Origin of the sequence: Paenibacillus sp. J22TS3 (genome assembly GCF_018403205.1) — a bacterium.
GTDB lineage: Bacteria > Bacillota > Bacilli > Paenibacillales > Paenibacillaceae > Fontibacillus > Fontibacillus tuaregi.
The window spans coordinates 303,707-329,178 of sequence record NZ_BOSF01000005.1; the positions used below are offsets into that span (position 1 = coordinate 303,707).

20 protein-coding genes are annotated in these 25,472 nt (G+C 46.8%); 7 read left to right on the forward strand and 13 right to left on the reverse strand.

Annotated features, from left to right (window positions below; translation table 11 throughout):
* The first annotated feature begins 212 nt into the window (after positions 1-212).
* A complete protein-coding gene (locus KJS63_RS17605; protein ID WP_244862665.1) occupies positions 213-1,340 on the forward strand; it encodes a CapA family protein in 1,128 nt (375 codons plus the stop codon).
* A gap of 81 nt (positions 1,341-1,421) precedes the next feature.
* On the opposite strand, the gene KJS63_RS17610 is transcribed toward KJS63_RS17605, so the two are convergent.
* Both KJS63_RS17610 and KJS63_RS17615 read right to left on the reverse strand, forming a co-directional pair.
* A complete protein-coding gene (locus tag KJS63_RS17610) occupies positions 1,422-2,429 on the reverse strand; it encodes an LLM class flavin-dependent oxidoreductase (protein ID WP_213620309.1) in 1,008 nt (335 codons plus the stop codon).
* A 117-nt stretch (positions 2,430-2,546) separates the two neighbouring features.
* Positions 2,547-2,825: a GNAT family N-acetyltransferase gene (locus tag KJS63_RS17615; protein ID WP_213620310.1), complete on the reverse strand. Its 279-nt coding sequence runs from the start codon at positions 2,823-2,825 to the stop codon at positions 2,547-2,549.
* 190 nt (positions 2,826-3,015) lie between these two features.
* Here KJS63_RS17615 and KJS63_RS17620 point away from each other — a divergent pair, with 190 nt between their 5' ends.
* Positions 3,016-3,222 carry a hypothetical protein gene (locus tag KJS63_RS17620; RefSeq protein WP_068618190.1) on the forward strand — a complete coding sequence of 69 codons (207 nt, stop codon included), beginning with the start codon at positions 3,016-3,018 and terminating at the stop codon, positions 3,220-3,222.
* A gap of 124 nt (positions 3,223-3,346) precedes the next feature.
* Here the strand turns inward: KJS63_RS17620 and KJS63_RS17625 are convergent, their stop codons facing one another.
* The 5 genes from KJS63_RS17625 to KJS63_RS17645 form a co-directional block, all read right to left on the reverse strand.
* Entirely contained in the window at positions 3,347-4,141 is a 795-nt protein-coding gene (locus KJS63_RS17625) for an SDR family NAD(P)-dependent oxidoreductase (RefSeq protein WP_213620311.1), read from the reverse strand.
* Between the two features lie 191 nt (positions 4,142-4,332).
* Positions 4,333-5,361 (reverse strand): AraC family transcriptional regulator, encoded by a 1,029-nt coding sequence (locus KJS63_RS17630; RefSeq protein WP_213620312.1) that lies wholly within the window; start codon positions 5,359-5,361, stop codon positions 4,333-4,335.
* Between the two features lie 256 nt (positions 5,362-5,617).
* Positions 5,618-6,508, reverse strand: coding sequence for a class I SAM-dependent methyltransferase (locus KJS63_RS17635; RefSeq protein ID WP_244862674.1), 891 nt, complete (start codon positions 6,506-6,508; stop codon positions 5,618-5,620).
* 68 nt (positions 6,509-6,576) lie between these two features.
* Positions 6,577-7,494: an NAD(P)/FAD-dependent oxidoreductase gene (locus tag KJS63_RS17640; protein WP_213620463.1), complete on the reverse strand. Its 918-nt coding sequence runs from the start codon at positions 7,492-7,494 to the stop codon at positions 6,577-6,579.
* Positions 7,495-7,550: 56 nt separating this feature from the next.
* Positions 7,551-8,036, reverse strand: coding sequence for an RrF2 family transcriptional regulator (locus KJS63_RS17645; RefSeq protein WP_213620314.1), 486 nt, complete (start codon positions 8,034-8,036; stop codon positions 7,551-7,553).
* Between the two features lie 207 nt (positions 8,037-8,243).
* On the opposite strand from KJS63_RS17645, the gene KJS63_RS17650 reads away from it, so the two are divergent.
* On the forward strand, positions 8,244-8,471 hold the full coding sequence (locus tag KJS63_RS17650; RefSeq protein ID WP_213620315.1) for a type 2 periplasmic-binding domain-containing protein: 228 nt from the start codon (positions 8,244-8,246) through the stop codon (positions 8,469-8,471).
* 186 nt (positions 8,472-8,657) lie between these two features.
* Here the strand turns inward: KJS63_RS17650 and KJS63_RS17655 are convergent, their stop codons facing one another.
* Positions 8,658-10,316: an S-layer homology domain-containing protein gene (locus KJS63_RS17655; protein ID WP_213620316.1), complete on the reverse strand. Its 1,659-nt coding sequence runs from the start codon at positions 10,314-10,316 to the stop codon at positions 8,658-8,660.
* 642 nt (positions 10,317-10,958) lie between these two features.
* On the opposite strand from KJS63_RS17655, the gene KJS63_RS17660 reads away from it, so the two are divergent.
* Positions 10,959-11,633: an SOS response-associated peptidase gene (locus tag KJS63_RS17660; protein ID WP_213620317.1), complete on the forward strand. Its 675-nt coding sequence runs from the start codon at positions 10,959-10,961 to the stop codon at positions 11,631-11,633.
* Between the two features lie 212 nt (positions 11,634-11,845).
* On the opposite strand, the gene KJS63_RS17665 is transcribed toward KJS63_RS17660, so the two are convergent.
* Positions 11,846-13,270, reverse strand: coding sequence for a flotillin family protein (locus tag KJS63_RS17665; protein WP_244862666.1), 1,425 nt, complete (start codon positions 13,268-13,270; stop codon positions 11,846-11,848).
* Positions 13,271-13,290: 20 nt separating this feature from the next.
* A complete protein-coding gene (locus KJS63_RS17670) occupies positions 13,291-13,797 on the reverse strand; it encodes an NfeD family membrane protein (RefSeq protein WP_213620318.1) in 507 nt (168 codons plus the stop codon).
* Positions 13,798-14,242: 445 nt separating this feature from the next.
* On the opposite strand from KJS63_RS17670, the gene KJS63_RS17675 reads away from it, so the two are divergent.
* From KJS63_RS17675 to KJS63_RS17685, 3 genes are all read left to right on the forward strand, one after another.
* A complete protein-coding gene (locus KJS63_RS17675; protein WP_213620319.1) occupies positions 14,243-14,983 on the forward strand; it encodes a LytR/AlgR family response regulator transcription factor in 741 nt (246 codons plus the stop codon).
* Position 14,984: 1 nt separating this feature from the next.
* Positions 14,985-16,268 carry an ATP-binding protein gene (locus KJS63_RS17680; RefSeq protein WP_213620320.1) on the forward strand — a complete coding sequence of 428 codons (1,284 nt, stop codon included), beginning with the start codon at positions 14,985-14,987 and terminating at the stop codon, positions 16,266-16,268.
* 143 nt (positions 16,269-16,411) lie between these two features.
* Positions 16,412-18,460: a serine hydrolase domain-containing protein gene (locus KJS63_RS17685; protein WP_213620321.1), complete on the forward strand. Its 2,049-nt coding sequence runs from the start codon at positions 16,412-16,414 to the stop codon at positions 18,458-18,460.
* A 251-nt stretch (positions 18,461-18,711) separates the two neighbouring features.
* On the opposite strand, the gene yedF is transcribed toward KJS63_RS17685, so the two are convergent.
* The 3 genes from yedF to KJS63_RS17700 all read right to left on the reverse strand — a co-directional run bounded on the left by yedF (position 18,712) and on the right by KJS63_RS17700 (position 25,348).
* The gene (gene yedF / locus KJS63_RS17690; RefSeq protein WP_068618206.1) at positions 18,712-18,939 is read right to left on the reverse strand and encodes a sulfurtransferase-like selenium metabolism protein YedF; all 228 of its coding nucleotides are present in this window, start codon (positions 18,937-18,939) and stop codon (positions 18,712-18,714) included.
* Entirely contained in the window at positions 18,929-20,083 is a 1,155-nt protein-coding gene (gene yedE / locus KJS63_RS17695) for a selenium metabolism membrane protein YedE/FdhT (protein ID WP_374706297.1), read from the reverse strand. The genes yedF and yedE overlap by 11 nt, the downstream gene beginning before the upstream one ends.
* Positions 20,084-20,422: 339 nt before the next feature.
* Complete coding sequence (locus tag KJS63_RS17700) at positions 20,423-25,348, reverse strand: S-layer homology domain-containing protein (RefSeq protein ID WP_213620323.1); 4,926 nt, start codon at positions 25,346-25,348, stop codon at positions 20,423-20,425.
* Between the last annotated feature and the right edge of the window lie 124 nt (positions 25,349-25,472).

Below are 25,472 nucleotides of genomic sequence, written 5' to 3' on the forward strand. Positions count from 1 at the left end.
CTTCCACATATTATCAATACACAAATAAAAAACCTCTATATTTCCAGGCGGAATGTCTCTTTTCCCTGCTTCCATCATAATCTTTGGTATTGCCTCGAAATTACCTTAAGCAAGGGGGTGCCTGTCTGAAAATTAGATCCTCCTTCTACTCCTTCTATACAGCCGGACTGCTCCTACTGCTATGCTGCTTTATTGGAGGGACATCATCCGGTTTGGATTCAAACCAGCGCCAGAAGGAGCCCATAAGTCGATATCCTTTAAAAAGCGGAGTACCGCCTCCATTCCTTCCGGCTTCATTAATCAGCCCACTTCCCCTAAACAGCCAACCTGTAATTAGCCGGGTCACCCTCGCTGCGGTGGGAGATGTATTAATTCATAGTCCTGTCTATAAAGATGCTGTTACCTCAAAAGGGAAATATGATTTCAAGCCTATCTTCGATGAAGTAGCCAGGATGACACAGGAACCGGATATTCTCGTAGCGAACCAGGAATCCATGATTGGTGGAACGGCAATCGGGCTTTCGAGCTATCCTTCCTTTAATAGTCCTCATGAGGTGGGTGATGCCCTGAAGGCAGCTGGTGTGGACCTTGTTACGCTTGCAAATAATCATACGCTTGACCGGGGAGAGAAAGCGGTTCGCAGCGCTTTGAACTATTGGGATAAATTGCAGATGCCTTATACCGGCGCATTCCGGTCTGAAGATGATGCAAGCACCATTCGCACCTTAACGAGAAACAAAATTACATTTTCTTTCCTGGCGTACACTTACGGTACAAATGGCATTCCTGTCCCTAAGGGGAAGCCATACCTGGTCAACTTGATCGATTTGGAGAAGATTAAGCGCGACGTGGACAAAGCAAAAAAGCTATCGGACATCATTGTAGTCTCGATGCACTGGGGTACCGAGTATGAGGCTGTGCCTAATTCCGCTCAACGAAAGTTGGCCGAGCAATTATCGGATATGGGTGTCCAGATCATCATTGGCAGTCACCCGCATGTGCTTCAGCCGCCCGCCTGGGTACAGGGGAAGAATGGGACCAAGACCTATGTCATGTATTCCCTCGGAAACTTTTTGTCCGCGCAGGAGAAGATCGACCGCTTAATCGGCGGAATAGGAGCAATCGAGGTGGTAAAGACCGTAATAGGCAGCAAGGTAAAGATCACGCTTAAGAATCCCTCATTCATACCGACATATAATTACTATAGCAATCACCGTAATTTCAAGATCATTCCCTTGAGCTCGTCGAAATCCAGAGACAGATTCAAGAAGGCGCTTCAACCTTGGGAGAAAATCAAAAAACGTATGATTGCCTCAGTGCCAGAGCTGATCTTCCGGTAAGAGGTTCAATTGCTTCAGGTCAGATTTTATTAACCTATATAAAACAGAGCCGCTCAATGATTTGAGCGGCTCTTTCCACTTTTATTTCATCCCGAACGCTTCCGCAATTAACCGGTAGGAACGAATTCTGGCTTCTTCATCATAAATCGGACTCGTGATCAGAATCTCTCCGGCACTGAAATCCTGGCTCATTTGAATCAGCCTGTCTTTGACCTGATCTGGCGTGCCGATAATCCGCCGTTTGCGAATCTCCTGGATATGCATCAGATCCGCTTCCGTGTACGGGTAATTCTCTGCGGTCTTCACGGAAGGCAGATAAGGAACCTCCCGGCCTGTTCGGATGCCTAAGAATAACAAATCACTGCTGAATGCCAGCCGGTTCGCCTCCTCTTCGGTCTCCGCACAGATAGCCAAGGTAGCAATCATCGATCGCGGATGATCTGGCAGCACTTCATTTGGCTCGAAGTGATCGTTATAATACCGCGTTGCCGCCTCTCCACCTGGTGTGCCGAAGAACTCTGCGAACGCATAGGACGTTCCGAGCATGGCAGCAAGTCTGGCGCTCTCCCCGCTTGATCCAAGCAGCCAAATCTCGGGAGCGGTCGGGATCACCGGAGAGGTCACCAGCTTCTCAAATTGGTGCCCGCTCGGCAGTGAACCGTGCAAATACCCGATGATATCCAGTACCTGCTGTGGATATTTGTTCACGTCCACGTATTTATCCTGCTGGAGCGCTCTTGTTGCGAGCGGCATCCCGCCGGGTGCACGGCCTAGGCCGAGATCGATCCGGCCAGGGTGAAGAGCCTCCAGCAGCCGGAAATTCTCGGCCACTTTATATGCACTGTAGTGGGGAAGCATAATTCCACCGGAACCTACACGAATCCGGGATGTCGCTGCTGCCAGATGCGCAATCAGAACCTCCGGGCTTGAGAAAGCCAGCGCTGGCATGGAATGATGCTCGGATACCCAGAACCGCGAATAGCCCAGCTCCTCTGTTGCCTGTACGAGACGGGTGGACTGCTGTAATCCCTCTGTCGCCCCGTGACCTTCAGAAATATAGACCTGGTCAAGCACACCTAAAGTAATCATTTCGAATCTTCCCCCGCTTTCATTGTTCAAAATGTAAAAAAAGCCCTTCCTCAAAAAGGGCTTTGTATTAAGTCCAGAATCTAAATTATACCACTTCGGTTTATGATTTGAAATCTTCTATGCTTTCTGCCAGACGTCCTGATATTCCTTGTGTCGCCGGAATTGAGCATCGGCATATGAACAAGCAGGGATAATTTTCTGATTACTCTCCCGGGCATGCTCCACGACTTTTCGGATTAAATCCTCAGCGAGCTTCTGCCCCCGCATTTCTTCTGCGACATAGGTATGATCAATAACAATCGTATGGTCACCCGCAGGCTGAAAAGTAACCTCGGCGATCACGCTGCCGTTCTCTTTAATTACAAAGGCATTGCCCTCTTGAACCGTGTCTCTCATTTCACATGGCTCCCCTCTGGATTATAATATCTCTCTTGTTATATACCCTTCTTCTCCCGCTTTCATACACAATAGGGCTTATCATAGGGTTCATCCTAATTGGAGTGCTGCCATGTTTAAATCCCATAGGAGCGGGTAAAGTTCATTACATACACAGGTCATTAGTCTTAACATAAAGGAGTGTCCAACCATGAACAAGAAACTGATGTTTGCTGCAGCAGCAGCAGGCGCCGCCTATTTGATGAGAAACCCGGAATCCAGGCAGAAGCTTATGAATCAGGTACAGAACTTTACCAAATCGGGCTCTGGCGGCCTAGGCAAATACCTGAACCAAATGGGAATTGGTAAGAATTCAAGTTCTTCCACGGCAGCCCAAACCCAAATTAGCCAAAAGTAAATCCGGCTTGTAAGGCATCTAAGTATCTCTCATAGTACAGGGACACCTTAACACTAAGGTGTCCCTGTACTTTTCCTGAATTATTTCCAGGTTTGAAATGCTTAATTCCTTTCGCAAAGGCATGTTAAAAAATCGTCGGAACCATTCCCCCATCCATGCGGATTGGTGAACCTTTAAATGCCGATGCATAAGGGCTGCATACAAACGCAGCAAGCCTGCCTATTTCAATAGGCTTGATAAATCGCTGGATCTCAGATTGAGGCAGGTTCGCAGCCATAAAATCCTTCTCTTTTTGCGAAAAAGTCATATTCTCATCGGGATATACACTCTCAATAATTTGCTGTACATTTTCAGAGAGAGTTGGTCCCGGCATGATCGTATTTACGGTAACCCCGGTTCCCTTGGTTAATTTAGATAAGCTCTTTGATAAGGATAATAACGCTGATTTTGTCATGCAATACTGAGGCATTTGACCTGAAGGCATAATTGCTTCTTCACTCGCAATAAAGATAATCCGCCCATAATCCGAGTTCAACATTTTGGGCAAATAAAATTTGCATAACCCGTTTGCGGCAAGAACATTCGTACGGAAGTAGGTCTCCCATATTTCATCGGTAACGTCCTCATAGTGCATGATTTCATAGATCCCCATATTGTTCACTAGAATATCAACATGAGGGAATTTTTCAAATAAAGCTTCTCTTTGCTCGATATTCACCAGATCGGCTGCGGCGTTTTGTGGAAAGGTATCTGGGAAGTCTGATTTGATTTCATTTACCGTTCGCTCAACGTCATCATAATTCCGTCCATTAATGAGTACATTCACGCCTTCTTTGGCGAGTTCAATGGCAATGGCCTTGCCTATACCTTTCGTCGATCCTGTAACTAAGGCTGTTTTATTGTTTAATCCCATATCCATCCTGCATTTCTCCTCTTCCAAGCTAAGTATGATCCTTGTTCTCCGGATAGAGATTATCGTAACTTGTCAGGATGATTCAGTAACTAGCCCATGACGTCAAAGTTCTTGTGAAACACGCCAATCGATATGGGGTACAACTTGCTAAGTATAAGGATCCGCAGAGGATAAGGTTGAGAATTCGTGAATATCCTTCATCCCATCCGTGCTTCTGGCCTCGAGTTTGCAACTAAATGTTCAGTGCGCCAATTTGAAGGAGTGTCCCCTTCCCAGAGGCGGAAAGCACGGTAGAAAGAGTTCTGGTCTTCATACCCTACCAGGAAAGCCACCTCTTTAATATCAAGGATGGGATCTGACAAGTACTGCCTCGCCTGCTCATGCCTTACTTGTGACAACAGCTGCTTGAAGCTGGTATTCTCCTCAGTAAGCCGACGCTGCAAAGTTCGGCCGCTCATCCCGAGCTCCTTGGCGATAGCTTGAATATCGGGCCGGCCGCCTGTAAGGCTGCGTTTCATAATCCACTTAACCATATCGGCAGTTGAGCGGCTGCGCCGCTGCTCATCAAGCGAATCGTCAAGAGCAGGAGTCAGGATCTCCAGCAACTCTTCATTGTACGAGACAAAGGGATGGTCCAGATCACTTCGGTTCAGCGTCAAACAGTTACATTGGGCACCCGTCTTGACACTGCAGCCAAAATAAGCTTCGAGGGCCTGCACATCACCCATGGAACTTGAAAATTCGACTGACCGTGCCTTCAAAGGTTGGCCTGTACCCCGTCGTCCAAGCTCTAATAGACACGCCAGCGTGATGCCAACCAGTATCGGGGGACCGGCCTGCTCGGCTTGAACCCATGCCAGCTCGATTGTACAGTCCTCGCCTCTCTCTGTAATTCGTAAGCTCTCGGGCGGGCACATTTGCTTGTACCGAACCATTCGGTTCAAGGCCTCGCGGTAATCACGAGCATGATAAGTCGCTAGGATAGCCGGTGGGTACTGTGCTGATTCAATAGCTTGTACAAGTCCGGTGATACCTTTGGCCGTGTCACCTATGAGATCGTTATAAGCCTGCCAAATCGCAAAATATTCAACTGAGTTGACAACCGGATCACTAATTATGGTGAGCGGCAGTTCCGCTTGGCGGGCTACGTCGTAGGGAGCAATCCCTAGTTGCTGAAGTCCTGTCCAAAATCCTAACGGGATTTTAATGCGGTCAGACGATTTCATATAGATAACCCTCCTTTAACTTCAATTTATTCTCAAGTCGGATTCGGCTCTTGTCTTGCTTGCTCTATCTGAGGATGGACAACTATTATAGTACCTTCCCCCGATATACGCTGTAACTAGAAGAAAATTACAATTGTGTGCTGACTAAGACGGCCATTCCGATGATTTAGGGCAAATCGTGTTTATATGCAAAATATTGAATATGCAAAAGCCTCATCTTTTATAGGTAAGATGAAGCTTGTCGTAATATTAATACTCAACGTTCTCTCGTGTACATTTGCTGATCCTGCAATCGAACCAGCACCTTGCCATAACGGCCGCTCTGATGGACGACTACTTTGCCTGATGGATAGGTTTGATCCAGATAGTCTGCAACCAATTTCCGTATCCGCTCGTCCGGAGCCTGTCTGTGAATACGAAGCCAGGTCATTACCTCCTCTAAAGCCGCTTCTCTTGACAGCTCCGTCGTTTTCGTCTCCCTAGTTACAAGCGACTCATAGGAATAACCTTTGAGATACAGGAGATGGAGCAAATATCCCATTTCCGTATGTTTTACGCTAAAGGGCTTTCCGGTAACAAGCGGCCAGATTTCAGTTAATAGACTGATCTCTGTAGAACCTGCTGGCATGCTGATGTAACAATACTTCCTCGCACATGAGAGTATTTTTTCTACGCTCTCCCAATCATAAATGACCGGGCACATCGAGACAAAAACAAGATCAAAGGCCTGGCTCCAGCCTCTCGCCTTAACATCAATATTCTCGAAGGGTTCGTGTACAATCTTCACCTTATCTTCGGCAAATGTTGCGATGTTATCCTTCAGTAATTCGACCAACAGAGGGGATGACTCCACGGCAATAACACTGGCCCCCCGCTCCGCAAAAGGTACGGTGAATACTCCCGAGGCGGCGCCAATATCCAACACAGAGACGTTCTCGAATTGGACTCCTTGTCCTTCTATCCAGTTCAAGATCCGTGTTGACCGTTTTCTCCCCTCCTCATTAAATGATTGCTCATTAAAAGATTTTGCCTTCTGATCAAAAGCTCTAGCCGGTTCGATCCCGGCCTTTTTCATGTTGTTCACAAGGGTATCGCCATGGTCTTTCCACGCCTTCTCCCACATGGCCTCATTAAAAAAGTCGTTGATAACTATCCCTCTCTTCCCATTCTAATTTATTGTGACCGAAGTTCATGGGCAGCCTCGCTAAGAAGGCTTCACCCGTTTCTCTTCCAGGCTTCCAAATTCAATTCATTGTTCATAGCCGCAGCGGTAAACGCCCCCATCGCGGCTGCAGCAATGGCCTGCTGCATTCGTGATGCTGCATCTCCTGCGCTATAGACACCTGGCACGCTTGTTTTCCCGAACTCATCAACCACAATGGTTCCTGCGTCCGTAATATCGCAGCCAATTTCCCGTGGCAAGTCCGAACCTGTGACCAGCTCCGGTTTAAAAAAGATCCCTCTGCATGAAATAGCTGTCCCGTCTTCAAGAACGACCTGCCGTACAATTCCGTCTAAAGAGTCAATGGACCTTATCGGCGATTCGAAGATAGGTATCTGATGCCCCCGGATTTCCTCACGCTGAGCGTCCGTCAGCTCATCAGGGCCGTTCGTGCAAACCGTTAATTGACTCGTCCATCCGGAGATCAATGGGGCAAAATGCATAAGATCGGCTCCCTTGTGAAGGATAACAAGCGGCTGATCTCTTAATTCCCAGCCATCGCAATAGGGGCATACATAGGCGCTTTTTCCATATACCTCAGCCAGGCCAGGGATACCCAGCGGTTGATCCTTCATTCCAATGGCAAACAACAGCTTCCTGCTGGCAAAGGTGTTACCACCAGCGGTCGTAACTTGAAAATCACCGTCCGTGCCAGTAACCGAAATGGCTGTGTCGGTGACAAAGGACACCGAAGGATAGGCATTAATCTCTGCCTTCGCAATTCGCCGAAATTCACTTGGGCTTACGCCATCGCGGGTCAGAAACCCATGAGTCTCGCGAGTCACAGCGTTCCTGGCGCGGCTATCATCAATCACTACTACATGTTTCCTGGCCCGTCCCAGCATTAGAGCCGCATTTAGCCCAGCCGGTCCTCCACCAATAATCAACACATCTAAAAGCTGGTTTTTCAACATTTCCTATTCCTCCATAGATCTAAGATATCCATAATTGAACTGCAAGAAGTGTATCACTTCTTGTGTTCATGATGGCTGCATTGTTTTTTGTTAGCCGCCTTATTCAATACCGTCTGGATCGTATGTTCCCGCAAGTATTGGTGCAGATGCTGCTCCGCACCGAGCATTACCCTCTCTACCAGACATTCGCTTGGACGATCCTGTCCCGGCTGTAAAGCTCCTTCCTCAGCTAACAACTGGTGCTGCTTAGAGCCCAAATTCGAGCATTCGAACAGCTGCTGTCTTCCTTCAATCACTTGAATAACATCAAGAAAAGTAATCTGTTCGGCTGGCCGTGCCAGCTCGTAACCCCCGTTGACCCCCGGAACAGCACGGACGATACCATCCTGTCTCAGCTTGGACATAATTTTGGATAAATAGCTCTCCGAAACGCCAAGTGTCGCTGCTAATTCCTTAATCCCAACATTGCTGCGGCTCTCCGAGAGGCCTAAGTGAATTAATGCGTGAAGGGCGTAATCTGTGCTTTTGGAGAACTGCAATCTACACGCCTCCTTCGTTGTGTGTCTATTACGGACTTATGATGTCCATAATAAACGATTCAAATACAAATTGCAATAACTTGTCTTATGCTTGAGCTAAAATAAACTATTTTCAGGATGAGAAATCCAAACTACAAAGAGGTTAAATCCAACAGTGAAATGTATACTACCGTAAGCTCTACTCCGAACGCTATTGGATATACGGACTTGGCTTTGGTTAAGAGTGATGTCAATGCCATCGAATTCAACGGTGTCGCACCGACGGTCGACAATGTGATCAACAAAACCTATCCGGTTTGGGGTTACGACTATTATATGACCAAAGGCACTCCTACAGGTGATGTCAAAGCGTTCATTGACTATGTTCAGAGCGCTGCTTTCCAGCAGGGATCGCTTAAAAAATTAAACTTCATTCCGATCTCCAGTATAAAGTAAGGCAATATGCCAATTGCTTGGGTATAACAAGACCGGACTTTCCCTTGTTTCATTTGCACCTATGATGAGAGATTAACGCTCATGGTCTATCTTTACACACGTATTTAACAAAAAATTAGCTGATCCCTATTATCTGGTAAGCACAAATAGAGCGCCCCACGGAAATGAGGCGCTCTTTGTTCTTGATTACAGCAGTTCCAGCATTGTCTTTACTTTGGAGTTAAGTTTTAGTGTGTTAAGAATTAGCTGCAGTGCTTCTGCCCTTGAGGCAGTTCCATTCGGGTTCAGTGCTCCGTCTCCGCTCCCCTGAATTATTCCTGCTTTTGCCGCCAGTTGAATCGGATCAGAAATCGCACTATCCTGACTTTGAGTTACTTCTTGAAGGTCAACGATTCGCGATAAGATCAACGTCATCTCTTCGCGTGTAACCGCCTTATTCGGCTTGAATGTTCCATCGCCGTTTCCACTTAGTATACCTGCTTGTACAAACCGGACGATAGCATCCTCCGCCCAATGTCCCTTTACATCTTTCAATGCCGCCTGCTTCGTTCCACTAACGTCAAAGATGCGGGAGAGAATCGCAACGAACTCCCCTCTGGACATGTTTTGATTCGGACGAATCGTCTTATCCTCGTAGCCTTTAATAATGTTAAGCTTCGCAAAGATATCAATGGTTTGCTCGGCCCAATGATTTTTAATGTCTACGGGGATGAATAAGGTCTCCTGATGTTTAAGAGCTTCGTTGACCTTAGTTTCTAGAGCCTTTGTAACACTAGAACCAGCGTTAAACACACCCTTTTTGTAAATCGCGTCTTCCGGTACCGGAGTGCTCTCTGGGTCGGTTGGCGTTGGTACTGGTGTTGGTGTTGGTGTTGGTGTTGGTGTCGGCGTTGGCGTCGGTGTCGGCGTTGGCGTCGGTGTCGGCGTTGGCGTCGGTGTCGGTGTCGGCAAACTACCCTCACCTACAACATGAATGTACGGCTCAGCAGTTTTACTCGAAGCAAATAATGTGTCTCCGCTATACTCAGCGGTCAACGGATGATTCCCCACTGTCAGATCGCTGGTAAAGTAATCCACAAAGGTGTATCCATTTGATACACCATGCGGCTTCACTGTAAGTTCGGCGAGTTTCGTAGTGCCGTCCTTAAGAATAACTGTGCCGTGAACATCGCCGGAGGTCTTCGGGTTGGATTCGATCAGCACCTTAATCTGCACCATTTGATCTGGCTTTGATGGATTGGGTGAGCTTGATACCGTGGTTACCGTAGTTCTAAGCTGCGGCGCGGTGTCCGCTTTGACCTGAACCTTGGCTACGCTGCTGGTTGCAGATGCGGTCTGCTGGCCCGTCGCACTGGAGTCCGTGTTCGTCACGACGCAATAGTAATAGGTCGTTCCGGTTGCAGCGGTTGGCGCGGCATAGGTTGCACTCGTTGCCCCAGGGATCATCGTTCCCCCGGCTGTGCTGTTCGTCGTGTTGCTGTACCACTGGTAGCTCAGTGACGCTCCGCCGCTGGCAGCTACGCTTAAGGAAGCACTGTCTCCTACGCTCACGGTCTGGTCAACTGGCTGTGTGTCGATGCTCGGCACGGCTGCGTTGGTTGGCGTAGAAATTACTGGATCAACCACGGTAAGATCATCAATCTCCAGCTTTACTGTATCATTCGCAAAGATTCTAAACTCATCGATGTTTTGCCAAGAAACATTAGAGGAAAAGTCTACATTATAAAAAGCCCCAGATAAAGGCGATACTATCAACGCTGCCCCGTTCACTTCCATACCACCAAGATATCCCTTAATTGTATATTGATTAGCTGTAGAATTACGCTCAATCATATTAAATGACATAAGCTTAAAAGCTCCAGCTTTAGATTGAACTCGGCCATATTCGTTTGCTCCGGCTTGATAGGTTCCTAGAAAGAGTAAATCATTAGTTGTATTAGGAGCTAGCTGTTTTACTTGAGTTCTTGGAGTTCCTCCGGACGTACTGACTGTGCTAAAGCTCCAATCTCCAATGAGTTGAGGGGCTGTAATACCTGGGCCTGTATCAATATTGTCGAAATTTTCATTGTTTGGGGTGGATGCTGCGTTTACTGAGTTTAATCCTATACCCAAACAGCCTAGGCAAGAGGTAGTTACCGTTAGGCTTACTAACATAATTTTTAATGCTCGTTTAACTTTGGCTGATTTAATCATTGTTGTGGAATCCCTACCTTGCCTCAAATAATGTGTAAACAATGCATGTTGCTTTTTCTTAAATAATACAAAACCTTGATCTGTAGATGAGCAGATAAACAGTTCATTTTGTCTTATAAAATATAATGATCGAATAAAATACCCCCTTTTTCTGATGAAAGCTCTTATAATTTATCGGTTTAAAGATAAAATTCTTAAGTATATTAATATTTAAGTTGTATCATTTCACTACCCGTTCATGAATAACTTTCCTTCCCTGGCAAACAATATGAAATAAAGGGAGGCTAAGATTTCATGTGCAGACGTTTTTCTATGGCAGCTGAGCTGCCTGAGTTACAAGAGCATTTTCAAATCGAACGGGTGATGTTCTATTATAGGAACCGCTACAACATCAGCCCAACACAGAATATCCCTGTGGTGCTGCAGCAGAACGGGGAGCGAATTCTGGACGAGTTCCGCTGGGGATTCATCCCTTACTGGGGAAAAGATGCGGTAAACGCAGATCTAAGAAATGTTCATCAAAATAAGACCTACCGGAGAATGGTAGAGAAGCAGCGGTGTGTAATCCCGTGCAACGGGTTGTACTATTGGAAGCAAGACGGCAAGAAGACCTACCCCGTGCGGGTAGTTATGAAAGACCGCAGCATGTTCGGAGTAGCCGGTTTATTCGAAATATGGCAGGATACCCGCGGGGAACCGCTTCGTACCTGCACCTTGGTCATGACGGAAGCGAATCCGCTGATCGACGAATTTGAGAGCAGAATGCCAGCGATTTTATCCCAGGAAGACATGGCCCTCTGGCTCGATGAGAGTACGAACGATCTGGAATTGCTTAATCCGATCCTGAGGCCCCACTCCGCGGAAGAAATGGATGCTTATGCGGTAACACCGCTGATTGACAACAACAGGCACGATACCTCTGAATGCATTGAGGAGATAGACCTTAGACAAGCGTGGGTCAAACGCTGATTCTAACAGCTACCAAACCAACCTGCCGGGCCTTAGGATCTTCTTATGAATCTCTATTCCGATTGTTCGCTTGGAATTTGCTCCGGTCTGACCCAGCCAAAGCTCATCTTGCAATAGCTGGGTCTTATTGACACGTACTATACAAGTCCCTTACAAAAAAAGAAGCAGTTGCGGCTGCAAACTGCTCCTAAGAATTTAATTATACTGCCCCGTTAATAAGTGCTGGATTCAACGCCTTGAGCTACTACGGGTTCTTTTTCAATGGGAGAAGGTTCTTTAGGTGAAGAGATATTGCGGATGATCTGGGTAATATCCGCTCCAGCTAACGCCTGCATGGTCTCCGGAAGCTTAGCCATGATGTCAGTTACGTAACCAGTGACCTTACTTGCCCCTCCACCTTCACCAGCCCCGGAATCAACAATAACAATTTTCTCTGTCTTAGCTAGTGGTTCTGCAACAGCACGGGCAACGTCCGGTAATACAGCATACAACATTTCAAGCATAGCGGCCTCGCCGTATTTCTTCATGGCGTCAGCCAGTGCTTCCTTGGCCTCGGCTTCAGCAAGGCCTTTGGCTTTAGCGACCTCAGCCTCGGCTAAACCTTCAATTTTGATAGCTTCTGCTTCGGCTGCAGCTTTTTGTTCAGTCTTAAACCGCTCGGCTTTGGCCCCTTGTTCCACCGCATAACGGTCAGCATCGGCTTGGTTCATTACCGTTGCTTCAAGCTCTTTCTTTCTCCGGTCAATCTCCCGGGTATCCAGTTCAATTTGTTTACCCTTCTCGATAAGCTTGATATTCATTTGTTCTTCTGTCACGGCTTGTAAGGACTTTGCCTCTTGCAGCTTATAAGCAATGTCAGCCTCGGCCTTTTTCAGGTCGGATTCTATTTTGAAGTCAGCCCTTCTAATCTCCATTTCCTTCTCAGCTTCGGCAATTTTAGTTGCCGCCTCGAACTCAGCAATTTTCCCTTCTTGAATCGCTTGGGACTTTTTGATTAACTCTTCACGCTGGTTTTCCGCTTTGGCAACTTCAGCGTCTTTCTTGACTCTTGCAATTTCGGCTTGACCCAGAGCATCCAAGTAACCTTGACGATCCCGCACATCCCGAATCGTAAAGGATACGATTTGGAAACCCATTTTATTAAGGTCATCGGCTGCGATCTCCTGGACTTGTCTCGCAAATTCATCCCTGTTTTTGTAAACGTCTTCAACAGACATCGTACCCAGTATGGCTCTTAGATGCCCTTCCAAGGTTTGTGTGCAAATGTTCTGAAGTTCGGTAGCCGGTTTGCCAAGAAACTGTTCAGCCGCCGTTGAAATCGATTCAATATCGCCCTTGATCTTGACTTGTGCTACGCCGTCCACGATTACTGGCACACCTTTTACGGTATACACCTCAGGCGTTTTAATATCAAGCGTTTGCACCTGCAAAGATAAGAAATCCGCATTTTGAATGACTGGCCATACAAAAGAGCCCCCTGCCTTGACTATTTTTGGCCCCTCTCCCGTCATTGCCCCCGTAATGATCATAGCTTCATCCGCTTTAACAGTCCGATATCTTGTAGCAAACACAATCCCCAACAAAATTAATACAACCACAACGCCAACAGGAACAAGAATAGTCCAATCCAAATTCATGCTTTACCCCCTACTTTTGATTATAATTTTGCTACGAGAAATGTGCCTGCTGCTTCATCTAAAACAATCACCGTTTCTCCCTTGTAGATCATTTCGCCACTATTTGATCTTGCTGGTGCGCTAAGCCTTGTTCCGCCTTGTTCATATACAATTTCACCCCTGGAATCCCCAGTGATTGGCGAAATGACTACAGCGCTTTTACCAATTAAGTCTTTAGCAGACCTAGCGGTCGATTTGTGAGCAGCTTGAAGAGGAACGACAATAAAGAAGAACATACAGGCCGAAACCACGATTGCGGCAAAAACAGATATTGCCGAAATGAGGACTTGTGATAAGGACGTATTTATAGTAAGAAAATAACCTAACCCGCCAAATACAGTAATAAATGCAGCAATCGTAGTTGGTGATAAATAAGGGAAATGCCCGCCACTAACGTCAACATGAAGATGGAAAATGTCACCTACAAATATAGATAATACAGCGAACACAAGTCCTATTAGAAACAAGACCAGGAATAAAGTTTCCAATACATTCACCTCCTTCAAATAGTGACTTGATGGATAACGGTGTTCGTCTCTCTTAGAAATAAGGAGCAGTTGCGGCTGCAAACTGCTCCTTATATGTTAATTATGTAGATCATGTTCACTCACCAGTTAAAAGGTCTCTTTATAGTTATAGTGTATCATCGGGAGTACAAATCTTTTCCTTCTTAAAATAAAGGTTATTTAGTCTCACTTCTTCAAAATTTACATCAGATGTAATATTACCACAATTTACCTGATTGATCTATATAAATTATTATATCTAATCCATATTTTATGATGATGTAAATTAAATTTATGGACTTTGTCTACCGTTCAGGGATTCCTATTCCCTCTTTGGTGTAAATTGCCTCTTAACCTCCACAAATCTTGTATGATGGCTAGATCCCGTACTACACTTGAAGCAATGGAAATTGAAAGGTGGAATTTGATGTTTCGCGTAGCAATTTGTGATGACGAAGGCAATCAGCGGGAGCTGGTCAGAGGCAATCTGACTGCTTTGTCCGTTAAATCCAATATCGAGTTTGAACTGGAGTTGTTCACCTCAGGCGAGGAGCTTGTAAAGTATTATGAAGGTAATGGGACACCGTTTCATATCTTAATTTTGGATGTGGAGATGAACGGGATGAACGGAATCCAGACGGCAAGACACATTCGGAGTCTTAACCACCTGGATGAACAAATTGTGTTTCTGACAAGCTACCCGGAATATATGGTGGACAGCTTCGATGTCATGACATTCCAATATTTAATCAAGCCTATTGCTCAAGAACGCTTTGAAGAGAAAATCATCATGGTGTGTCAATACCTTCAAGCTCTCGACAAAAAGTTTATGATCATCAAGTCTGGTTATGAAGAATTGGTGTTAAAGCATGATGATGTTATTGCCATCGAGGCGGCAAAGAGCCTGACCATCAAAAGCAAACTGAATTTTATTACCACACACGCTACTTATGAGAGTAAGGGTATCCTTGCCGATTACTCATTGGCGCTCAAAGGGTGCAATTTTCTGCAAATTCATCGTTCAATTGTTATCAATTTGCTGCATGTACGGAAGTTCGCCAGCGGTGCAGTACTTATGTCTAACGGAATGGAACTCCCCATTGGCCGCTCCAAAATGAAAGAAGTTAAAGATGTTTACACCAAATTTATGATTGCGAAGGCGAAGTAATATGGTAATGGGCAAATTGCTTATTGTGCTATTTTCGGAACTGGTCATGTTCGTTCAAATCATCTATTTCTTTAACTCGGTCCTTGGCAGATCTGCGACAAAGCGCAGTGATGTGCTTTATTTCCTGATTTACGGTGTGCTGGGATACATCTACGGGGCAGTTCCTATGTCATTCACGATGTCTTCGGTAATCGCTCTACTGCTCATCATCAGTTTGGCCCAGACATATCGAGTCGAGATGAAAGAAAAGATTACCTTTATAATTCTATATGGCGTGTTGATATCTATTGTAAATTTTATATCCAATTATATTTTGGGGGTTACAGACTTCGTTGACTTCACCAGCCTGGACCTATCTAATGAACATGACCAACTTCTTCTGAGCAAGTCAACTTTTCTTAGTCTGGCAATCATGTTTGTTGTGATCCAAATTATCCGTCTTATCACCAAACGCAGAAGCTTTTCCTTACATTACCGCTATTATATCCTGTTTATGATTGTCCCTATTTTTAGCATATACCAGCTTGATGTGCTCCCCAGCCATGGGGAAATGAAATTTCACTTTTTCATTTCGGCAATTGGTTTTCTTTTTATCAATGTACTGATCATTTTTGTATTCGATACCATGATTGATAAATTTCAATTTAGACATGAGAATGCCAAGCTGCAGCAGCAAATGGACTATCAGGACTCCAACTATGAGAAAACCGTGCACAGCTTTAAATCTATAAAACGAATTATTCATGATACCAACCAGCACTTTCTCTATATCGAGGAATGCATCAAGCAAAATGAGTTGGAAGCAGCAGTGAAGCATATACATGCTACTCTGCAAAAAGTCGAAGGGGCCTACCAGCGCGTCAATACAGGTAATCTCGTTATTGATGCTTTGATTACCAATGCGCTCACAGTGGGTCAAGCAAATGGCATCCGAATGGATACCAAGCTTGCCCTGCTCTCCCCCGAGCTTGCTATTGATCGCTATGATCTATGTGTGGTACTTGGAAATATGCTCGATAATGCAATAGAAGCCTCCAAACAAGTGAATATCGCGGAGGACAGATACGTTTTAATTAAAATATTCTCAACAGATGCCGCCCTCTTCATCCATATTTTCAATCATACGTCCAAAGAAGTGACCGATCTGCGCAGCCAGAAAGCAAATCCTGAATTCCATGGCATGGGCTTGACGAATATTAACAAAATATGCGACAAATATGGCGGTCATATGTCCATTGAGATGAACCGGAGAACGTTTCATAACATGGTCATGCTGCCGTTCTAATTCATGCAATCCCTTCGACAGCTTGTTGTTGAGGGATTGTTTTTTTTCGATTCAGAACGATGAACTTAAATTTATCTTCCTCTCTTGTATGATCGGTTCAGGAAGACCGATTACACAAAAAGATCAAAGGAGGACGTAACAAATTGAAAAAAGTCATTCCCATGTTCATGACTGCCATGCTGCTCGTCATGCCCACAGCCCAAATTTCCGCTGAAACTGCTAAGAATCCAGTGCAGGAAAAAGCCCAGAAGCTCGCTTCCGTATTGTTATCGGATTACGGAGTAACCGGTGTGCAATACGCCATTATGGATTCGGGTTCGATTGTCTTATCAGGCGGCGCTGGGGTATCCAATAAAGCGGCCGGTTCACCCGTTACAAAGGACACGATGTTTGGGATGGGCTCGGTTGGTAAAGTATACTCTACCGCTGCAGTAATGATGCTGGTCGATGACGGAAAAGTCGATATTGATCAGCCGTATTACAAATATGTGAAAAATTTTCGCATGGCCGATAAGCGGTATAAAGACATCACCGTGCGGATGCTGATGAATCATTCTTCCGGCATTTACGGCTCCCATTATGCCAATGCCATACTGTTCGCCGACAATGACACCTGGGCCCACGATAAATTACTGCAGCGTATGCAATCCGAGACATTAAAGTCGACTCCAGGTGAATATTCCGTATATGCGAATGATGGATTTCAACTTTTAGAAATTCTGGTAGAACACGTTAGCGGTCTGAGTTATTCCAAATTCATCGAACAGCGTCTTAGCAAGCCGCTGCAGCTAATCTCGACCAAGTCACCTCTTGACACGTTTGATAGAGAACGATTGGCCAAAACCTATCATCCAAGCTTTAACCAGGCTCTGCCTGTGGAAAATGCCAATTTGATTGGTTCAGGCGGATTGTACGGGACTACGGAAGAAATGACAAAGTTTGGAGAGGTGTTAATGGGTGACTGTCCTTCCGTTTTATCGAAAAAATCAGCAGAGGCCATGCAAAAACCCGAGTACCGAAACGGGATCTGGGTACCTGAGGAAACCAATAACATTAATTTTGGCTTAGGTTGGGATTCAGTCAGCCTTGCTCCTTTTGATCAGTACGGAATTAAGGCATTGACAAAAGGAGGGGATACAACTATGTACCACGCCGCGCTGACCTCACTGCCGGAGCATCATATTTCGATAGCGGTTCTAACCTCAGGCGGAAGCTCGGGCTTTAATACGAATTTTGCCTCCAACGTGCTTCTAGAATATTTAAAAGAGAAAGGCGCGATCAAAAAGTTACTGCCTGACCGGGTCTTTGAAACTCCAGTTAAGGTCGACATGCCAACCGATCAGCTCAAGTTCGCCGGTCTTTATGGAACCGTAGGAGGAACCCTGGATATCAGTATCAAGAACGGTGAAATCAAACTTCCCACTCTCTTGGGTGGCATGATCCCCGATCAAACTTATGTATACACGAAGGATGGGCAATTTAAAAATAAAGAGGGGAACATCGCTATCAGCTTCGACAGGCAATCCAACGGCAAAACGTACCTTAAGGTTAACGCAACACTAGATCTTGCTGGAATCGGCCGGGAATTTATGGTTAATTATGAATATCAGAAACTGGCAGCCAACCCTCTTAAACACGCTGTCAAAACTGCTTGGGAGAAGCGAAATGGTAAGACATTCTACGCTCTGGATGAAAAAATAACGTCCATTTTCTATCTGACCCCTCAAGTTTTAAACAAGAAAGTGAAGCTGGATGTCCGGAATGGCTACGCTTCTGGCACAAAAATCATCGATAAGAACAAAGCGGTCAATGTTACTGAAATTCCTGGTACGGCTGGGCGAGACACTTTTGACTTGAATTTCCATACCGTGAGAGGCAATGAATATTTAGCAATTGACGGGATGTCCTACATTAGCGAGGATGCGGTTCATCCGATGAATAGCGGGGACTCTTCCACCACAATAATTCATGAAGACGGCAAGGCGAGATGGTTTAAGATCGACCGGAAAACCGCGAACAAAACCATGACCGTTGAGGTCCCAACAAACGGAGGTTTTAACGTTTACGATAAAACAGGAACAACGATAGGCTCGTCAATCATCACTGGCGAAAAGTCGGTTGTCCTTCCTGAAGGCGGTCTGATTGTGTTCGGCGGGAAGGCCGGGGATGTCTTTAAAATTAAGATAAAATAGTAATCCCTCATTACCAAGATAATAACCCTGGAGCGAACCGCTTCCAGGGGTTATTGCTGATCTTGGTTAGGTAGTAACCTAGAAATATATCCCTTGAGCTCACAGGCTGGAGAAACCACAAAGTGATCTTTCGGCCAATTTTTGAGGTAACGCTATTTTTAGCCAAAAAAGAAGCTGCCGGATGATGATCCTAACAGCTTCTCTGTCTCACATTTACGAATGATGTCGAAATACCAGATGTGCCAATTTAATTACACCTGGATAAACAAGCTGAACTCCTGGCCGTTTTTGACAGGCTCCTGCGCCATCGTGTAGCCGTGCTTCACGACTTCCTCCGGCACATTCCGGAAAGCGGACGGACAATCCGAGATGACTTGAAGGGTCTGCCCTTTCTTCATATCACGCAGTGTTTCAAGTGTATAGATAACGGGATAAGGACAAGACTCACCCCGGATATCCAATGTTAAATCAACGGACATGGGTTGTACCTCCTTTCTTAAATCCAACGCCGAAGCGGTAGTTTTTTTGCCAATATGCAGCGATAGCGAATCCGGCTCCGAGTAAAAGAAGTGTAACAATTAGCGCAGCCGCCGGGCCCATAACCTTAATCAGGTTGATAGGTGAGCCACTCTTCACCAGCAGGTTAAATACACCCAGATGATCCCAAGCGTAAGCCAAAGCAGTAGCTCCAATGATGTTACCGATAAACACTGGCAGGAAAACCACCTGCCCTTCCATCAGCCGGTACATCATGCCGGTCTCACAGCCGCCAGCCATAACGATTCCAAGCCCGAACAGGATTCCACCGACAAGGGTGCTTGGGGCGGCAATTTTGGTAATCGGATCGAGACCATATACAAGTATAATGACCAGTGTAGCAACCGAACTGACCGCCATCCCGACCGCAATCGCTTTGGTCATCGTGGCCCGGCCGCTGATCCAAAGATCGCGGAAAGCGGACGTGAAGCAGATCTGCCCCCGTTCGATCAGGATGCCGAATGCCGCTCCGAACAGGGCCGCTGTCCCGAGCATGGTGCGGCCATTCGCATAGAAGTATACGATGAGTCCGATGTAGGCAAGCCCCAGAACAGCCCCGATGATCGGCTGGCGGCTTTTACCCGATTTCACCTGCGGCACGGTCCCTCCCTTGGTCAAGACAGGCTTCCCCTTCCACCATCTTGTATTGACCAGCTTCGCACCCAGGAAAGTACCTGCAGCGGTAGCAATGATAAAGATCCATGAATGAAGCGAGAACTGAGGCACTCCGGTAAAAAAGGCTGCCAGATTGCAGCCGAGAGCCAGACGAGCTCCGAAGCCAGCAATAATTCCGCCGGCAAATCCCTGGATATACCGCCGCTTCTGTCTCGGCATCCGGATCTTGAAATTGCTGCTAAGCAGAATCGTAACAAGGGCACCGATGAACATGCCCCACACGATCCAGCCGTCGGTCCGCGTCCAGGTCGTTCCGTTCATATGGACAAGGCCGAAATATGCCCAGTTAGATATATCTACCCCGAAGAACTCCAGGATATGGCCTCCCAGACGGGTAAATTCACCGGTTACAGCCCATACCGTATTGGTAATCCCGAAATAGACTGCACTGAGAATACCTGCCAGGGCCATGACCAGATAAGGGCTCCAATAGCTGCCAAACCATGCTGCGTATAACTTTTTCACTTGCTCATTAACTCCCCATCCTCTAGAGTCACTCGACTCTATTCTATAATATAAATTCCACGAATTTCATTTTACTATAAAATCCTCTTATAAGTGATGAAATTTGTTTTAGCAGTATTGTCCTTAGTCATGGCTAGGGGTTGGAACAAACTAGAAAGCTTGGCTTGCCAACATCTTGTGATGCCACTCCAGCCAAAAGAACCACTGACTTATCCCTCATCAGTGGTTCTTTCTTCTTTCTCATTCAATTTCTTAACAAATCCCTTAAGTTATCTAACCTGATCTTTAAGAAAGTGCCCCCTGTAACGTCGGGTAACCCTTTCCTTCATCGATCTTCCATACCTGGTTAAAATCCCAGTTTAAGTAAGTCGACTGCTTCTGCATTTCTTCCGTTGTTTTCGGCTCGCCGCCACCTGTGTTACTGCTGGTTGCCTTGATATTGAAGTAGCAATCGGTAACTACCCCATTCGAATGACCGGAAATACCTCCTGTTAGAGAATAGCCCTCGATCACGCCAGCCGCATAACATTTCTGAATCGTTCCATACGCAGCGCCCACAATTCCTCCAACCTGCTTTAAGGATGTAACTTTGGCTGTGGAATAACTGTTAAGGATGACACTGTCAGGCATGGTATTACCGACTATACCCCCGGCGACATTCGAAAATGCATGCACGCTTCCTTTGACAGATGCGCTTTCAATAGTTCTGCCGGATTGCAGCAGTCCGGATACTCCTCCAACGGTATACAAGCCAGTTAAGTCCATATCAATGGCTACTGATTTGGCATTTCCATACATTAATCCACTTAGGCCGCCAACATTGTGAGCCGTTGATGAGATTGACCCTTGAACAGACACGTTTTCGATCTGACCGTAATAAAAGCTGCCTGCGAGTCCCCCTGCATCCGGTGCACCCGTCCTGATGTTCACCTGGGTCAAATGCAAATTGCGGATATCCGCTCCTTGTGTCCTGCCGAACAAGCCCGTAGGAATGTTGTCCGTGTTATTGATCGTCAATCCCCGGATGGTATGGTTATCCCCATCAAACACACCCCGAAAATTTTGGCTATGGTCAATCGGCCGCCAACCTGAACCTGTATTGTAGGGGGCCACATCCAAGTTGATGTCCTTGGTCAATTTAAAAGAGGAACGTGCAAAATCCCGGATCAGATCCAACTGCTCTGCCGTACTGATTAAAAATGGATCCTCCTTCGTCCCCTTTCCACCATCGAAAGGGTGCGGACCAAGTTCAACATCCAGGGAACGGTATCCCTGAATATTTTGGATTTTAACAATCAACTTGACTTTACCGGATTCGGGAACCGACAAGGTCACTTTACGTACTCCGTTCTCAAAGCGCTCGACTTGAGTAGATATGATAGGCTTGGAGGGATTTGTGCTTAGGAAGACCTCAACGATATGAAATCCGTTTAATGGTGCCCCGGATGCATCATTGGCTCCTGTGATCAACAGCTCAAACAGTTTTCCCTGGGTTTTTGGTTCTTCCTCAAGCAGCTTGACTTGAAAGCAAGCTGTACCAGAAACATTCTTCTGCCAGATCAAATAAGGATAGCCACAATCTCCATTCATGAACCACGATTTATAAAATTCCCAATTTACGTAGCTTGTTTTGTTCCACATATCCTTCGTACTCAGCGGGATTCCTTTCCCTGTATCGGATTGCTTTGATACTTGGCTGTCATAGTAGGAAGAAACATACTGTGAATTATCCATCGAGAGACCTGTGAGGCCCCCGGTAACTTCATTGAGGTCCGTTGATATCGCAACAGCTGCGTAAGAGTTTTTGGTGAAGCCGTTTACTTGTGCGCCAACAAGCCCGCCTACTCCACTCATAGAAGACGACGGTACCTCAATTTTAATGTTACCCCTGGCGTACGTATTGGATAGCGTATTACTGTGATTCATCCCCACTAATCCGCCTACCCGGGTCCCCCGTTCCATTTGGATATCAAAATTGGCATAGGAACCGTCTATCACTCCTTTGTTATTCCTGCTCGGTCCCGAAAGAAACCCAACTAATCCACCAACCCCGGAATTATAATCCTCATTGTCTGTAATTAAAGATCCCTCTGCAAAAGAATCTTTAACGGCAGCGTAATCCATTCCTCCAAGAAGTCCACCAATATACCCGACAACCGACAATTTCAGGCTGGAGGATGCCTGAGTCGCCTTTAGGCGCACTATTGCTGAAGATCGCTCAATCACGCTTTCGTTAACGAAACCGGCCAGTCCCCCAAATACCGAAGTTCCACTGATATTTCCTTCTACACTGCTGTCTGATATGGTGCTATACCAAGCCTGTCCAACCAAACCGCCGGTATAAAAGGTTCCTTCCAGCTGCAAATCCTTCAAATGAATATTAATTAACTTAGATCCTTGGATGTGGCCAAACAATCCGAGCCAACCGCGCTCATTTTTGCCCGTTAAGTGACGAATGGCAAATCCGCCTCCATCATAGGTCCCCCGAAAAGAATCATAAGTTAACTGTCCGTTAACAATTCGTCCCGTCCCAATTGGGACCCATCCTTCTCCTTCGGAGTAAGATGAAAGATCAATATCATTCGTCTGCCTGAATGCTGCGTCTGGATAATAACGGACCTCATTCAGCAATTCTGCCGAGCTGACTTGATAGGGATCGGCAGCACTGCCGCTTCCCTGAAATGGGGCACGGATCATAATCGGATCCGCCTCTATGTCTGGCAATCCATCTGCCATAATCGTCAGATTTAACGTCCCAGTTCCCTGGCCATACAATTCGCGGAAGACCGCCTGGCCTTCGACAGAAGCTGCCTCGTTCACACCTTCAATGTCAGGCCCGCCCGTCCCTTGTTTTTTAGCCTTCACCTTCACGCTCTTGGTCGTGGCTGCCCTATTATCGTACGGGTCCAACAATTCAACAACCAAATTTAAGAAAAGCTTGCCTGAACGGGCTGTTCCATCCGTAATCATATGCTTCACAAAGATTCGGACTGCCTCCCCAGGGATCGGCGTAACAGCCACACTTGCCTTGGGAGCCTTCACATCTTCTATGGTGAAAGTCATCGTCTGTGGATCGGCCACGAACAGGATAAGCTCAGAGGTAGAAATTCCACCTATAAAAACAATCTCAGCTTCAAGATCAGGACGCAGCAATGGCTCCGTGTTAAAGGATCCGTAGCCATGCGAAGACACACTTACCGCCCCGCTTAGACTCAAGGCTATCCGCTTCGTACCGTTAAAGCTGGTATCCACCGTTCCATCCGATTTCTGAACGGTTAGCGTAAGCGAATTGGACGTTCCCACGACCGGGGCAGATGCACTAACTGACGCCGTTACCGAGGCCGCATTCTCAACCACGCCTGCTAACGACACGTGCACTGGAATTGTTGCGGTTACACCTTCGTAGACCGCTTCGATCTGTGTGATACCTTCGCCAGCGGCTTCAACCAAGCCACCGTTATTCACCGTTGCCACCTTAGGATCCAATGAACTCCATTTCGCTTCACTAGTGATCGCCTCGAATTTCCCATTGCTCCATTTCGCCGACAGCTGAAGCTGCGCTTGTCCGCCGATTGAGGTTAGGTAAATGGACTTCGGCTCGTAGACCAGCTCGGTTACGGTTGGCGGAGTCGTTTGGTATGCCACGGTTACTGGAAATTGAGCCGCAGCTCCTTCATAAAGCGCGCGAATGAAAGTCTGTCCCTCGCCGCTCTCCTTAACAAGACCTGTTCCACTCACAACAGCAACACCAGGGTCATCAGTAGACCATTTCGCAGAGGTGGTTACGTCCGTTGTCCTGCCATCACTCCACTTGGCCTCAAGCTTCACCTGGACCTGCTCACCCGGTTTGGTCAACACGATTTGTATCGGTTCGTAGACCAAAGCAGTAACTGCAGCAGGCTTGGTTTCATTTCCCGGGCTGCTGCCACCGGAAGAATTGGTTGGCGGAGTCGGACTTTCTGTACGGACACCACACAGGGAATGGCTGATGCCAGCCAGACAACTTACCCGGTCCGGGCTGCGTTCAAAACGCACCCCTGGATTGCGGATTTCGGCGTAAAATATTTTTCCTTGTCCGTTGAAAGCCACCGGGCCGGATAATCCTGCCTTCTCCACTTGTGATCCCGCTTCAAGGCTAACAACCGAGTCCTTGGAATCCCCTAGTACATCCAGACTCTTAATGCTTCCCCGCTCCAGCTTCATGTGGCTGCCGGCAGACTGAACGGCCAGCGAATCGAATTGTCCGCGAAGCCGCAGCAGACTGTTACTTGTCATATCGCTAGTCATGAGTACTTGCTTGAAGCCCGGGCCCGTTAATTGCTCCTCTTCCAATACAGCGGAAGACTGGAGCTGTGCCTCCTCTACAACAGATCTCCCCTTCGCTACCACACGTACGGCGCCGCCTTTTTTGCCAACGGTCAGATTGTGAATCTCGGTATCCTGAAGGTGGATGGAGTTTTCTCCTCCGCCGAGTACGGCAACCTTGCCCTTAACCACAACACCGCGAAGCAAGGACTCCCCTTCTCCGATTCGCTCGGACAACGTTAGGTCACCGTTAATCGTTATGTTCCGAAGGGTGATTCCGTCACCATCCACGATGACGCTGCCATCAATGGACCGGCGGCCTGTCTCGGGGCCGTAGATCCCGCTTTTGGTGTAGCGTACCTCACCGTCCGCTCCTTCCGCTAACTTGAACCGGCTAAGAATGACCAGGGCCTCTGCCCGCGTAAGCGGATGATCAGCCTCAAAGGTCCCGTCAGGATAACCCAGCATCCAGCCTGCACGCACTGCATTCTCAATAGCTTCTCTGCTCCAGTTAGGCAGAGGGTCCACGAAAGAAGCTGCCTTGGCCTCCTTCGTGCTCTGGATCTGTGCAAGTCTCGTCAGCATCACAGCAATTTCCTGCCGGCTTACCGGCTGGTCAGCCCGCATTGTGCCATCGTCATAACCACGCATGTATCCTGAAGCAACCGCTGCTGTAAGCGGACCCCAATCCCAGCGGTTTTGCACCATGTCGTGATAAACCACGGATGGCAGAACCTGACCATTCGGAATGTTCAGCGCCCGGTTAATCAGTACCGCGGTTTCAGCCCGTGTAATGACCTTGTCAGGCCTGAAAGTCTGATCGGGGTACCCTTCAATCCAGCCCTTTCCTGACCAAGCCGTAATTTCTTGCCGGGCCCAATGCTTTTCCGTGTCGGAAAAGGCCATCACTCTGCCTCCAGGCCCCAGGTTAAGGCTTAACAGAGCCAGTACGCTGAACACCAATAAACTTAATCTAGTAATTAGGTCTTTCATACTATCCATCCTTTTAAATATCGATCTTCTCTCCCTC